Genomic DNA, 12,998 nt, shown 5'->3' with positions numbered 1-12,998 from the left:
GTGCTGGCGGCCGGTAAAACACCGACGGTTCCGGTGTGTAGCGCAGCAGTGTCGCTCACCGGTGGCGTCAGGAGGATAGTTCCGGGAGGATTCGAACCTCCGTCGTAGCCCCCAGAAGGCTACATGATTGGCCACTACACCACGGAACTGCACTCGAAACGAGGATGCTACGAAACTAAACGTTGTCGCTTCGGGAGCTTTCGTGGTTCGGTGACCTGTCGTGATGTTTCCGGTGGCAGTTGGCACACAACACCGTACAGTTTCGTACCTCCGCGATCACCTTGTCCGCTGGCAACCTGTCTGAATCAGCCCTCGCCGAACGCTTCATACGCCGCCCACGAGGGGTCCGCCCCAGGATGTTCGCGCCGCTCGCCGTCGATGTACAGTCCGTTCCCGTCGGCGACGCAGCCAACAACGGCCGCCCGAGTCCCCTGGTCGCGCAGCCGTTCGACGAGCGCCATAGCGGCGTCGTCGGGGGCTGCGACGAGAAGCGTCCCCGCCGAGGTGACCTGCAGCGGGTCGACGCCGAGCGTCTCGCAGACTGCTTGGACGCCTTCACCGTACGGAAGCTGGGCTCGCTCGATCTCGATACGAACGCCCGCACTGGCCGCCATCTCGACGAGCCCGCCCTGCACCCCACACTCCGTGGCGTCGTGGATCGCCCGGGCGCCGGCGTCGGCCGCCACCAGCGCGTCCTCGACGCAGGCCACCTCCGCAAGCCGCTCGCGGGCGGCCGCGGTCGTCGCGGCGTCCAGGCCTAATTGGTCGGGAAACAGCGACGCGAACAGCCCCGCCGTCTCTGCGGCTGGCCCCGTCGTGACGATGAGCGCGTCGCCCGGCCGGGCTGCGTCAGGCCGGACCACGTCCTCGTGGGCGCCGACGCCGAACACCGTGGCTGCTCCCACCCACGGGAATGACACGCCCGGGTAGCGGGCAGTGTGGCCCGTCGCGACGCTTATACCGAGTTCGCGCGCTCGCTCGTCCATCGCGGTCCACGCCGTGGCGAACTCCGCGTCGGTCATCTCCGGTGGCAGCGAGAAGCCTACCGCGAGATGTGTGGGAGCGACGCCCGAGACGGCGACATCGGCCACGCAGATATCGAGGGCGAACCGGCCAGCCTGCGCGAAGCCGAGCCCGGGCGGCAGCGACAGCGGGTCTGTCGCACAGACGAGCGCCGCCCCGTCGACATCGACAACGCCGAAGTCGACGCCCGCCCGCGGTCCCACGCGAACATCCGCCCGGTCGGCCCCGAGATGTGGGTACACCGTTTCGCGCAGGAACTCCCCGTCGACCTTCCCGAGTCCGGGTTCGCTCATGGGATGGCTCGTCGCCCCGGCGCAAAGACCTCTCTGCTCGGACCGGCACCGCTAAGTGGCGAACACGGCCAGACTGACACATGTACGTCGGACGCTTCGTCGTCGTCTCGCCGACCGTGGCCGCATACCGCGTTTCCTCGCGGTCGTTTCCCAACCGGCGTGTGGCTGCACACGAGGATGCCTTGGTCGTCGGCCCTACTGACGACGCGCCGGCGACGGACAACCCATACGTCTCGTACAACTGCGTGCGCACCGCGGCCGATGTGGCCGTCGTTGGCAATGGGAGCCACGTCGACCCTATCGCGGAGAAACTCGGCCTCGGCTACCCAGCCCGGGACGCGCTCGTAACGGCACTACACGCGCTCGACTTCGAGAAAGACGACTACGATACCCCCCGAATCGCGGGCACTGTCTCGACAGCGGGCGAGGCGTACATCGGCTGTGTCCGCCGAGATGCCCTTCACGTCCAGCGGGTCGAGGAACCGACGCTCGTGGCCACCTACGAGAAGAACAGTCCGGCACCGTTCGAGTTCGACGCCACGACAGCCGAAACAGCCGCCCGCGAGGCGTATGACCTCCCGTTCGAGCACGCAGTGTGTGCAGCCGCCGTCGCGCCCGCCGGCGACGGCTTTGAGACGGCCGTCGTCAACTGAGCCACGAAACCTAAGCGGCCCGCCCCTCTATCTACGAGTATGCTCGTCGGCGTCCTTTCTGACATCCACGGCAACCAGCCCGCGCTCGAGGCCGTACTCGCGGACATGCCCGACGTGGATGCGCTCGTGTGTGCCGGCGATGTCGTTGGCTACAACCCGTGGCCCGCTGCCTGCGTTGACGCACTCCGCGACCGAGAGGTCCCGACCGTGATGGGCAACCACGACCGCGCGGTCGTCTCCGAGACGGGTTTCGGCTTCAATTCGATGGCCGGCGCCGGCGTGCGCTACGCCCGCGAACAACTATCGAAACCACAGCTGGCATGGCTTGAACGGCTCCCCACACAGCGGACCGTCAACGACATCCAACTTGTCCACGGCCACCCTGACGATCCCGACCGGTACACCTACCCCGCGATGTTCTCCGAGTCGCTGCTCGGCGAGACAACTGCGCTCGTGATGGGGCACACTCACGTCCAGCATCACGAACAGTACGACTCGGGTGTCATCCTGAACCCCGGCAGCGTCGGCCAGCCGCGCGACGGGAATCCCGACGCTGCATATGCCCTGCTGGATACCGACACGCTTGACGTGGAGGAGCGGCGTGTCTCCTACGACATCGAACGCGTCGTGACGGCGGTCCGCGAGGCGGGACTCCCCGACGAAATCGGGACGCGGCTCCGAAAGGGCCGCTGAACCACCAACCCCTACTCGCTTGGCTTCGCCTCGTTCCGCAGAAAGGGGAGCTAACGCCTTCGGTCAAAACTCGACGGACTGTATCAGCTCGAGCGCCTCCTCACGGGCGTCCCAGTCGACGAACACTGCGACGGAGGTGGCGGAACTGATGACATCGTGGATGGTGACCCGCTCGTCGGCCAGTGGGGTGAGGGTCCGGTAGATGACGCCCGGCTCGTTCGGGAGGCCACCACCGGTAACCCGGATGACGGCAATGTCGCTGTCGACGGTCACCGACGAGAGTACCTCGTCTTCGACGACGGCGTCGTGGAGGATAGTCTCAGCCTCCTCTGCGCGGGCCGCGTCGACATAAAACGTCACCGAGTCCATCCCGCTGGAGACGCCGTCGATATTAATATCTGCTTCCGCGAGCGCCGTCGACAGTTCCGCGAGCACGCCCGGCTGGTTCCGAACGGCCCTACCGGCGACCGTGATACACGACAGCTTTCCGTCCCGGAGGTCGATGAGGTTCTGGAACTGCCCTTCGATGTGAGTACCGCCCGTCAGCAAGTCGCCGTGCTGGTAGTGGACGACACGGACGTCCATCGGCTCCTTCTTGTAGGCGAGTGCCGACGGCGCGACCACCTCCGCCCCCCGAAACGAGAGGTTCCGCAGCTCGTCGACCGTGATCTCACCAACGTTGCGTGCCCCCTCAACAACGGTGGGATCGCCTGTCATCACGCCCTCGACATCGGTGACAATGACGACCTCGTCGGCGCTCATGTAGTTACCAAGCATGACGGCAGTGGTATCACTGCCCCCCCGCCCGAGCGTCGTCACGTTCCCCGCATGGTCTTGCGCGAGGAAGCCGGTGATGACGGGGACGAAGTCCTCCTGTGACATAGCGTCGGCGAGCGCCTTTGCTCGCCGAGTCGTCTCCTCGACATCCACCTCGCCGCGCTCGTCGGTGATGACCGGCCAGCCCTCGCTGCCGGGCTCGAAGAAGCGCGAGTCGACACCGCGGGCAGCCAGCGCTGCCTTCAGCATCCGAACAGAGGTCCGCTCGCCCATCGAGACAATCTCCGCACGGTCAGCCTCTTCGGCCTCGAAGCTGATAGCGTCCAGCAGGAAATCCGTCGTCGACCCCATCGCACTGGCGACGATAGCGACCTCGTGGCCCGCCTCGACGGCCGCCGCCACAGAGTCGGCCGCCCGGTTCACCCGATCGCCGTTACCAAGCGACGTGCCCCCGAACTTCGCTACGACCCGCATCGAACCACCCGTACCGTGGTACAGTCGTGCATGGCTCTCATATCCAATCGGAGGTGATAATCTCTTCCATCCGGCCGCTCATCCGCTCTCGTCAGATGGTGCGGGTGTCGACTCGGCGGCTGCCCCGTCACCGCCAGTCGGCGCCTCCGCCGTCGTCGCCGCCTCATCTCCTCTGTCGGGAGTGGTCGATGTCTCGGCCGGCCCTTCGTCTGGAGCGGGGCTTTCCGCCATCTCAGCGGGCGGCTCATCGGCGACAGCCGCCTCTGGGTCGAACGTCACCATTCCCGTTCCCGCGGTGTATTCGTAGGATTGCCACTCCGGAACGACGATAGCGCCGTTGAGCTTCCGGATGCGGGCCTGCTTGACGAGCGCGTTCTCAACGAGGTCGTCGTTGAGCCGCAGCTCCACGAGCCCGTCCATCACGTATGTGAGGTCGTGTGGGAACTGATCACTGCCCCCCCCGCCGCCGCCGATGGTCGCGCCAGCGAACACCGGGACGAACCGCCCCTTACAGACGTCTGCACGGATGTCCTTCACAAAATCGTACGCCTGCACCGGCTGAACAAGCGTGCCCAGCTCCGTCAGCGAGTCAACGATGACGAGCCCCTCGTCGACCATCCCCCGTTTCTCAAGGGCATTGTCCAGCTTGTTGCCCACCTCGTTGATGTCGCTTGGGTCACGGACGGTCGTGGTAGCGTCACGGGCCACGTCAGACAGGTAAGCGTTCCAGTCATCCATCCGGTCGAACAGTCGGTCGCGGTCATCCAGCCGATAGGTGAAACAATCGACAATATGGAACTGCTCGCGCTCCAGATACGGGAGTACGTTCCACTCCAGCGTGAGAAACTGCTGGACGAGTGCGCTGGGCGGCTCCTGGAAGGAGACGAAGACGACTGGTTCGCCCCGCTGGAGCGCCCGCCAGACGAGTTCAGCCCCCAGCGCCCGGTCGCGGGTGCCTGCCTCCCCAGACACGAGCACGAACGCATTGCGCGGGAACCCCTGGGGGAGCGAGGCGTCAAGCGCCGAGACTCCCGGCCGAACCCGCCCGCGATCGGCGTAATCGTCAAACGGCTCGCCGGTCTCGACCAGCCGGTCGCGACACGACGCCGAGCAGAACGTCCGCTCGACACCCTCGACGGTCGCCTCGACCGGTTCGTCCGGCACTGGCAGCCGGCAGAACGCACAGCCGGCCGTATCGTCGTCGGCCACCCCCGTCCCGTCGGTCCCCTCGGTCATACCGGTTCTATTCAGGCCTCTCCCGAACGCCTTTCGGTCTCTCGGCGAGCGTTGTAAGTATCCCGCACGCGTTGCATGTCCATGGAGATACGCGATGCCGTCGAGGCCGACGCCGAGCGGATGGCCGAACTCACCGGCTCGCCAACCGACGTGATGCGCAACCTCGTCCACGACCGCACTGTCGCCGTCGCCTACGAGGGAGAACCGAACCCGGACCCGACCGCCGACCACCCTCGGGAGGCCGAGGAGACGCTTGGGTTCGTCTCCTACGACGCCCAGCGAGAGACGGTTCACGTGACACAGATCGAGGGAACCGCAGAGGCCTGTGAACGGCTGCTTGAGGAGCCAGTCCGGTTCGCCGCCCGCGAAGGGATGGATGTGGAACTGCTCGTCGCCGTCGATGACGATGATCTTCAGACGGTGGCAGAGAAGGCGGGCTTCGAACACCGTGGGGAGGGGCCGCGGTTCGAAGGGGTCCGAACGGTCCGCTACCGGACGGAGCCGTAGTCGACTCGGCACCGACCGGGTCGACAGTCGACCCGATTAGTCGTCGGCTGGCGTCGCACTCGCGGCCGTCGTCTCCGATGCCGCCGGCGCTGTGTCGACTGCCTCTACGACGAGTTCCGCGACATCGACAATCTCGATATCGTCCTCGAAGTCGCCGGTCTTGCGGCCATCCTCGTACATCGTCATACACATCGGACAGGCGACGACAAACTTCTCGACAGCGCGTCCGGCGCCGGTGTCCTCGAGTGCCTCGCGGAGCCGCTCTTCGCTGGGCTTCTCCTCTTCGTCCTGCTCCAGCCAGAGCCCGCCGCCCCCACCGCCACAACAGTAGGAGTTCGACCGGTTGCGAGGCATCTCGTGGAGATCACAGCCGGTCGCACGGATGAGCTCGCGGGGCGCCTCATACTCGTCGTTGTACCGACCAAGGTGACACGGGTCGTGGTACGTGACAGTGTAATTAAGCTCTGTCCCCGAGAGGCCGAGCGCCCCCCGGTCGACGAGTTCCTCGACCACCTGTGTCCAGTGGAGCACGTCGACCTCTCCGTCGGGATTCCACGGCTCTTCGACCTCGAACGGCATCATCGGGTCGTCGGCGAATTCCTCGAAGTCGACCTCCGGGTATTCGTTTTTGAACGTATTGTACGAGTGGGGGTCCGTGCAGACGATTTTCTCGAACTCGCAGTCGGCGAACGTCTCGACGTGGTGGCCGGCAAGCTCAACGTAGAGGAACTCTTCGCCGACACGCCGGATATCGTTGCCATCGTATTTTTCATCCTCGAAGAGGATGCCGAAGCTCACATCCGCCGCGTCGAAGATGCGGGCGAGCGAGCGCGCCACCTGCTTGTTCCGGTCGTCGTAGCTGGGGTAGTCGCCGACATACCAGAGATACTCTACCTCTTGCTCACGGGCGTCGGCCACCTCGACATCGACGGTCTCGGTCCAGTCGCCCCTGTTGCGCTGGCTGTTACCGAAGGTGTTGCCCTTCTGCATCACGTTCTGGAACACGTCCTGCAGGCTCGACTGGATATCGCCCTGATCGGTGAGCTGGCGGTTGAGCCGGGTGAAGCTCTTCAGGTGCTCGATCTCGACCGGACAGGCATCCATGCAGGCCATACACGACATGCACGACTCCATCGTCTCGGCGGCGATGACACTCTCCCCGCCGTCAGCGACGATATCTTTCGGCTCGCCGCCGGCGTCGACGGCCTCGCGATACTGTTTTAAATCGAGGATGACGTCTCGAGGGTCGAGATTCCGGCCAGAGGCGTTCGCCGGACAGACAGACGAACACCGGCCGCACTTGGTGCAGGCATCCTGGTCGAGCAGCTCCTTCCACGAGAAGGAATCGATTGACTCTGCGCCGGTATCGGCGTCAAGCGCGGCGGGGACGCCCGGCAGCCGTTTGCCGGCCTGTTCGTCGCGGGTAACGATGTTGGCGAACGATGACACCATGTGGAACGGTTTGGCGTAGGGAATGGCAGCGATGAAGACGAACGCCAGCAGCGCGTGTGACCACCACATCACTGGGTAGGCGGCTGCTGCGAGCGCGGGCGTCAGCCCGACGACCTGTAACACGTCCGCAACGAACCAGCCGACGAACGAGACCTGCTCGTAGCTGGTGAACTGGGCCGTCCCGTCTACGACCTCCGCGGTGCCGAGAATACGCAGGCCCTCCTGGAGGTAGCCCCCGACACCGAGCAGGAACAGCGACCAGACCAGAAAGTCATCTTCCCAGTTCGTGTGCTTCCCGTGGAGTCGTTCGGCTCGAGTGACGTAGCGGCGCCACAGCGCCACGGCGACGCCGGCGACAAACAGCAGCCCCATCGCGTCCATCACCAGCGAGTACGACAGGTAGAAGTCGCCGACAAAGAAGGACTGCTGCTCGCCGGTCAGCAGCGCCGTCAGGGTGCGGTAAATGTCGATATCGATGGCGAGGATGGTCGTGCCGATGAGCAGCGTCATGAAGCCCCAGAAAATGAACGCGTGCATCACGCCGCCGACGAGGTCGCGGTTGAACTGCTTCTCGTTGGAGCCGACGATCTTCGCTGCCCGGACGATTCGCCCCGGGAGGTCGTCGAGACGGTCGAACCAGTCGTCATCGCCGCGCGCGTACCGCGCGAACCGGTCGTAGACGCCGTACCCGAAGACGACCAGCGTCACCGCCGCAAGATAGTAAAACACGACCTCGCCGACCGGCGAGATACCCCAGAACGTCTCCCGTGTGACGGTCTCACCCGTCTGGAGCGGCGCAAAGGGTGCCATACCGACACACGGGCGACCGGTCGGTTAAATCTTCTCAACCCCCGCCCACAGGCTGGTTTAGCCGCCTGTCGGCTCCGGACAGCCCCCCAGGCATAAGTCGCTTGCCGGCGAACCATTACGTTCCGATGGACGAGAAGACTGAGGAGCTCCGGGACATCTTCATGGACGTCTCTGAAGAAGGGACTGTCACCGAGCAACAAGACGACGACCGGGGCTCGCTGACCGACGATGGCGACGTCGACGAGCAGGTCAGATCGGTCGTCGCCGAGATGCGCGACCGATACACCTTCTCGACGGAACTGCCCGACGGCGACCTCGTCCGTGTCGTCCGTGGCTACTTCGAAGGTGCAAGCGACGCGACGCTGGCAGACGAACTCGGCGTTGCTCGTGACACTGTCGTTCGCGCCCGCCTCGACTTGCATCTCCTGCGAGACCGCGACACCGACGCACCAATCGACCTGTCGCGGCTCCGCGACCTCCACGAGGAAGACGTCTCGACAGCGACGGCCGCCGACCAACTCGGTGTCTCCGAGTCGACAATCAGACGCTACCGCCGCATTCTTGCGGCCCGTGCGGAGTCGCGGCGTGTCTCCGGGCGCTTCCGCTCAGCGCTCGCCGATGCCGTTCCCGACGCCGACCTTTCGGGACGAATGACTGAGGAGGCCACCGAAGACGGCCTTGAGGACGCTACCGAGGGGATGGAGACGAACGTCTCCTTCTGAGCGGCCGGTATCACGCGAGTCTGACGAACGGGCCCATTTACAGGCGGTACGAGGCGAATGCCACGGGGCTTGACCCCGAGGCGGTCCACGGAGAAGCAAGGAGAAAGCCTCCGCCCTTCAGAGCGGGGAGGCTGTCAATCCGAAGAGGGTGTCACCCGAACGCGCACGTCCGCCTCGTGGACGTACTGTTTGACGCGGCAACCGAACGGCCCCTCACCTGGCCACTCGACCGGCGCGTCGAGTCGTGCCGGGTCACCGACGTAGACGGTGACGTCGCCTGTCTCGCCCGGGGCGGTCACCCGGGTGTAGAGCCCCCGGTCGACTCCCTCGTACTCGTCGAGTCGAGCAGGCGCGTCTGTTCGGAGAATGCGGCCCGTGGTCTGGCCACCGGGCGCGAGCGTCGGATACTGCCCTTCGACCCGGTGGAGCCCCTTGAGACACGCGTCCGGCCCGAACTGGGCATCCGGGACCACTGTCGTCGCCCGCTCAGGGTCGGTGAGTGTCCCATAGACGAAACAGTCCATGCCGGCTGGACGGTCGCGGCTGACTTCGCTTCCCCGGTCAGACGGGCCGCTCAAGATACGAAGCGATGCTCGCGACCAGCCCGCTCGCGACCAACACGAGAACGCTCGCCGCGTTAAGAAACGTCGTTGCCCCGACCCGTACTTTCCCGAATATCTCCAGCGGCATCGTCGTCACGCTGCTGCCTGCGAGAAAGAACGTGATGAGAAACTCGTTGAACGACAGTGCGAACGCGAACAGCGCGCTGGCCGCCAGCGCCGGCGCGAGCAGTGGCAGGGTAACGGTCCGGAAGACGGTCGTCCGGTCGGCGCCCAGATCGCGGGCCGCCTCGCCGAGCGCCTCGTCGAGCTCGGCGTACCGCGCCGCGAGCAGGAACGTCGTGAACGGCAACACCCAGAAGAGGTGGCCGACCACGACCGGTCCCAGTCCGTAGCCGACGCCTGCCGCGCCGGCCGCGAGGCCGATGCCGAGCGCGACGACGACGGTAGGGACGAACAGTGGTAGCGCGACGAGTAGCCCGACGGCTGCCTTCGCCGCTGGCGGGAGTCGGCTCCGTGTGATGGCGTGTGCCCCGGCCAGCCCAAGCGCTGTGCCGCCGACGGCGGCCACGGCACCGATACCGACGCTGGTGACCAGTCCCTCGACGAACCGCCGGTCCGACAGCACTGCTTGGTACCCCTGCAGCGAGACCGACTCGAGTGGAATGGTCGGCTGTGCGGCCGGCGATAGCGACAGGTACGCGACGGTGAGGATGGGCAGATACAGGAAGGCCGCGACGGCCGCGGTCGTGAGACTCGGCACCCGAGCGGTCGCGCGCGCCAGCCACCGGCTTACCATCGCTTCAACGCCTCCCTGACCGGCCGAACTGATGCCCCGACGAGAAATCCTGCGGCGACGATGGCAAGAAAGACGAACGAGAGCGCTGCCGCGAACCCGTAGTCGAGATACTGGTAGAACGCGTTCACAATCAACCGTGCGACCATCACGTTCCCTGGGCCGCCGAGTATCTCTGGGGTCGCGAATGCCCCGGCGATGCGCGCGTAGACGATGAGCGCGCCAGCAGCCGCCCCTGCAAGTGTCTGTGGCAACACCACGTCAAGGAACACCCGGCGGTTCGTCGCACCTAAGTCGCGGGCTGCCTCGATGAGCCGGCTATCCAGCCGCTCCATCGAGACGTACATCGTGAGGACAACGTACGGGAGATAGATGTAGACGAAGCCGATGAACATCGACACGTCCGTGTACAGGAGTTCAAGCGGCCGCTCACGGAGCCCAAGCCACGCCAGCGTCTCGTTTACCAACCCACCGGGCGCGAGTATCCAGACCCATGTGTAGTTGAGGACAACGTAGTTGAGCCACAGCGGCAGCGTCAGCGCGACCAGCGCCGCCAATCGGTGTCGCTTCGGACACCGATGGGCGAGCCAGTAGGTCACCGGGTAGGCGATAACTAAACAGACGGCCGTCACGGCGAGACCCACGCCCAGCGAGCGCCCAAGTGACCGCAGATACAGCGGCTCCTCAAGGCTGAGTACCGTCCGATAGTTCGCCAACGGGGGTGCGCCGATGCTTTCGACCAGCAGGACGACCAGCGGTACCACACCCAATCCCACCGCGAGCAGGGTCGGCGCAAGAGCCAACAGCAGGTCCCGCCGCGGCCGTTCAGCCGTCGCCATCAGTCACGAGCACTGCATCGGTTACATCGAACTGGACGACTGTGTCCGGCTCGATGTCGCGACCACCGTCAGGTCGGCCTGCCTCGGCCCGTTTGCCCGTCGTCGGCGTTGTCCGGCGGGCACGGAGCCGGGTCCCGTCGGCCAGCTCGAGTTCGAACTCTTCGTAGAACCCTTTGTAGGCGTCCGCGACGACACGGGCCTCGAAGGGCCCCTCACCGAGCGCGATATCCTCTGGCCGGACGACCGCCTGCGTCTCCGTCCCAACTGGAGGGGCCGACCCGTCCGCGGCAGCTGTGAACGTGGCGCCCGCTCGCTGGAGCTGGACATGCCCGTCCGCACGCTCGGTCTCTTCGTTAGCGACGACCGTGGCGGTCAGTGGCGTTGCGTCGCCGAGGAACGCGGCGACAAAGCCGGTCCGCGGCCGGCTGTACAGCCGGTCAGGGGCCCCTGATTCGACCAGCCGACCGTCTCGCATCACGGCCACCCGGTCTGACATACTCAACGCAGCCTCCTGATCATGAGTGACATAGAGGAACGCCGTGTCCGACTCCCGCTGGATACGTCGGAACTCCGCCTGCATATCCTCCCGCAGCGCGCGGTCCAGCGAGGAGAGCGGCTCGTCGAGCAGAAGTACTGCGGGGTCATTGACTAGTGCCCGGGCGAGCGCCACCCGCTGCCGCTGGCCGCCCGACAGCGCCGTCGGGTCCCGCTCACCGAACCCCGCTAAGTCGACCAGCGACAGCGCCTCTCGGACCCGGCGTGCCCGCTCGCCGGCTGGTACGCCGTCGCGTGCGAGCCCGTAGCCGACGTTCTCTGCCACGGTCATGTGCGGGAACAATACGAGGTCCTGAAACACGATGTTCGTGGCCCGATTGCGGGCCGGCCGGTCGGTGATGTCCTCGCCAGCGAGCCTGACGCTCCCAGCGTCAGGCGCATCGAGGCCAGCGAGCAACCGCAGTGTCGACGTCTTCCCGCACCCGGAAGGCCCGAGTAGCGCGAAGAACTCCCCGGCGTCGACCTCGAAGGAGACATCGTCGACAGCCCGCTCGGTCCCGAACGACCTGTGGAGGCCGTCGGCCTCGAGGACGGCCATCTAAATGTCGGCCTCCGCCTTCGCCTCGCTCCAGGTCTCTGAGTACGCCTCAACGAGTTCGGGCGGCTTCGGCTCCTCGTAGATGAACTGGTCAGGGTTGTCGACACCGTACGTCGATGGGTCGACGTCATGCTCCTCGAACACACGCTCGTTGGGGATCGCGATGCTGAACGGGGCCATCAACGACCGGTAGCCGTAGCGGCTCTGCCACTCCTCGATGAACGTGTGTGCCAGTTCGCGATTCTCCGCGCCGGCCCGGACACAGTGCTGGATGAACCACGCCTTCGTCCCCTCGGCTGGCCGGACTCGCTGGATCGGCAACTCGCTCTGCAGAGAGACAACGACGTAGTTCCACACCGGCTGGACGCCAACCGTCTCGTTTCGCAACAACTGCTCGGAGTCACCGCCGGAGTTCCACAGCCCGGCGGTGTTCTCTAGGCGGGCAATCAGGTCGGTCTTCAGTGCCTCGAAGTCGACCTCCTCGCGCGATGTCGGATTCAACGGCTGGTCGAACGCGGCGTTACGGTACAGGACTTGAAGCCGGGCGTCGTCGCGGCCGCCGACGACGCCCGCCAGGTCGTCGCTCCAGAGGTCACGCAGTGCCGTCACCTCCTGGTCGACGATGTCTGTGTTCACCGCCAGCGGCGTCTGCCCGAAGCTGCGTGGGACGCCATAGACATCACCGCCCATCTCGAAGTAGTCCTTTTTGAGGAAGTCGAACACATCACCGTACGACGGGACCTGCCCGAGGTCGATCGGCTCGATGAGCCCCTCGTTCATCGCCGGTGTCACCGCGTAATTGCCCAGTGGGACGAGATCGTGGTCTGATCGACCTGACCGCAACAGCGACAGCGTCTCCGCTGATCCCTGTGCAGCCTGCCGCTCGACCTTGCAGTCGTGGCGCTGTTCGAAGTCGGCCAGTATGTCGTTGTTGTACACGTACCCCCAGTCGATCATCGTGAGGGTCGGCTTCGTCCGTCCGAATGCGCCGGCACAGCCGGCCAGCCCGGCCGTCGCCGCTGCCCCGAAGCTCCCCAAGAACCACCGCCGCGAAGCTCGCTCTGTCATCG

Annotated in this window: 13 protein-coding genes and 1 tRNA gene; 4 read left to right on the top strand and 10 right to left on the bottom strand. The window is 65.6% G+C overall.

The features are described 5' to 3' along the window. Window positions 1–76: 76 nt before the first annotated feature. Both ABEJ63_RS12100 and ABEJ63_RS12095 read right to left on the bottom strand, forming a co-directional pair. Window positions 77–149: transfer RNA gene (locus tag ABEJ63_RS12100), tRNA-Gln, on the bottom strand. 156 nt (window positions 150–305) lie between these two features. Then, window positions 306–1,316 carry an AIR synthase family protein gene (locus ABEJ63_RS12095; protein WP_375796628.1) on the bottom strand — a complete coding sequence of 337 codons (1,011 nt, stop codon included), beginning with the start codon at window positions 1,314–1,316 and terminating at the stop codon, window positions 306–308. Between the two features lie 80 nt (window positions 1,317–1,396). On the opposite strand from ABEJ63_RS12095, the gene ABEJ63_RS12090 reads away from it, so the two are divergent. Together ABEJ63_RS12090 and ABEJ63_RS12085 are read left to right on the top strand one after the other, a co-directional pair. After that, the gene (locus ABEJ63_RS12090) at window positions 1,397–1,969 is read left to right on the top strand and encodes an IMP cyclohydrolase (RefSeq protein WP_375796627.1); all 573 of its coding nucleotides are present in this window, start codon (window positions 1,397–1,399) and stop codon (window positions 1,967–1,969) included. A gap of 39 nt (window positions 1,970–2,008) precedes the next feature. Beyond that, window positions 2,009–2,662: a metallophosphoesterase family protein gene (locus tag ABEJ63_RS12085; RefSeq protein WP_375796626.1), complete on the top strand. Its 654-nt coding sequence runs from the start codon at window positions 2,009–2,011 to the stop codon at window positions 2,660–2,662. Window positions 2,663–2,725: 63 nt separating this feature from the next. Here ABEJ63_RS12085 and ABEJ63_RS12080 read toward each other — a convergent pair whose 3' ends face one another. Both ABEJ63_RS12080 and ABEJ63_RS12075 read right to left on the bottom strand, forming a co-directional pair. Then, entirely contained in the window at window positions 2,726–3,913 is a 1,188-nt protein-coding gene (locus ABEJ63_RS12080) for an aspartate kinase (RefSeq protein WP_375796625.1), read from the bottom strand. 78 nt (window positions 3,914–3,991) lie between these two features. After that, on the bottom strand, window positions 3,992–5,149 hold the full coding sequence (locus ABEJ63_RS12075) for an RAD55 family ATPase (protein ID WP_375796624.1): 1,158 nt from the start codon (window positions 5,147–5,149) through the stop codon (window positions 3,992–3,994). Window positions 5,150–5,230: 81 nt separating this feature from the next. Here ABEJ63_RS12075 and ABEJ63_RS12070 point away from each other — a divergent pair, with 81 nt between their 5' ends. After that, entirely contained in the window at window positions 5,231–5,656 is a 426-nt protein-coding gene (locus ABEJ63_RS12070) for a hypothetical protein (protein ID WP_375796623.1), read from the top strand. 36 nt (window positions 5,657–5,692) lie between these two features. Here the strand turns inward: ABEJ63_RS12070 and ABEJ63_RS12065 are convergent, their stop codons facing one another. Continuing rightward, window positions 5,693–7,918, bottom strand: a complete 2,226-nt coding sequence (locus ABEJ63_RS12065; RefSeq protein ID WP_375796622.1) for a heterodisulfide reductase-related iron-sulfur binding cluster — start codon at window positions 7,916–7,918, stop codon at window positions 5,693–5,695. 125 nt (window positions 7,919–8,043) lie between these two features. Between ABEJ63_RS12065 and ABEJ63_RS12060 the strand changes: the two genes are divergently transcribed. Beyond that, window positions 8,044–8,640 carry a conditioned medium-induced protein 4 gene (locus ABEJ63_RS12060; protein WP_375796621.1) on the top strand — a complete coding sequence of 199 codons (597 nt, stop codon included), beginning with the start codon at window positions 8,044–8,046 and terminating at the stop codon, window positions 8,638–8,640. A 134-nt stretch (window positions 8,641–8,774) separates the two neighbouring features. On the opposite strand, the gene ABEJ63_RS12055 is transcribed toward ABEJ63_RS12060, so the two are convergent. From ABEJ63_RS12055 to ABEJ63_RS12035, 5 genes are read right to left on the bottom strand one after another with little or no spacing between them, the layout of a single operon-like run. Further along, complete coding sequence (locus tag ABEJ63_RS12055; protein WP_375796620.1) at window positions 8,775–9,164, bottom strand: gamma-glutamylcyclotransferase; 390 nt, start codon at window positions 9,162–9,164, stop codon at window positions 8,775–8,777. Window positions 9,165–9,201: 37 nt separating this feature from the next. Next, complete coding sequence (locus ABEJ63_RS12050; RefSeq protein ID WP_375796619.1) at window positions 9,202–9,999, bottom strand: ABC transporter permease; 798 nt, start codon at window positions 9,997–9,999, stop codon at window positions 9,202–9,204. Next, complete coding sequence (locus tag ABEJ63_RS12045; RefSeq protein ID WP_375796618.1) at window positions 9,993–10,835, bottom strand: ABC transporter permease; 843 nt, start codon at window positions 10,833–10,835, stop codon at window positions 9,993–9,995. Before ABEJ63_RS12045 ends, ABEJ63_RS12050 begins: the two co-directional genes overlap by 7 nt. After that, on the bottom strand, window positions 10,822–11,928 hold the full coding sequence (locus ABEJ63_RS12040) for an ABC transporter ATP-binding protein (protein WP_375796617.1): 1,107 nt from the start codon (window positions 11,926–11,928) through the stop codon (window positions 10,822–10,824). The genes ABEJ63_RS12045 and ABEJ63_RS12040 overlap by 14 nt, the downstream gene beginning before the upstream one ends. After that, a complete protein-coding gene (locus ABEJ63_RS12035) occupies window positions 11,929–12,996 on the bottom strand; it encodes a PotD/PotF family extracellular solute-binding protein (RefSeq protein WP_375796616.1) in 1,068 nt (355 codons plus the stop codon). Window positions 12,997–12,998 lie beyond the last annotated feature (2 nt).

It is taken from the genome of Halosegnis sp., from assembly GCF_042216475.1.
Taxonomy (GTDB): Archaea; Halobacteriota; Halobacteria; order Halobacteriales; family Haloarculaceae; genus Halosegnis.
Note: the sequence above shows the minus strand (reverse complement) of the source record. Positions and strands in the feature narration are given on the sequence as shown.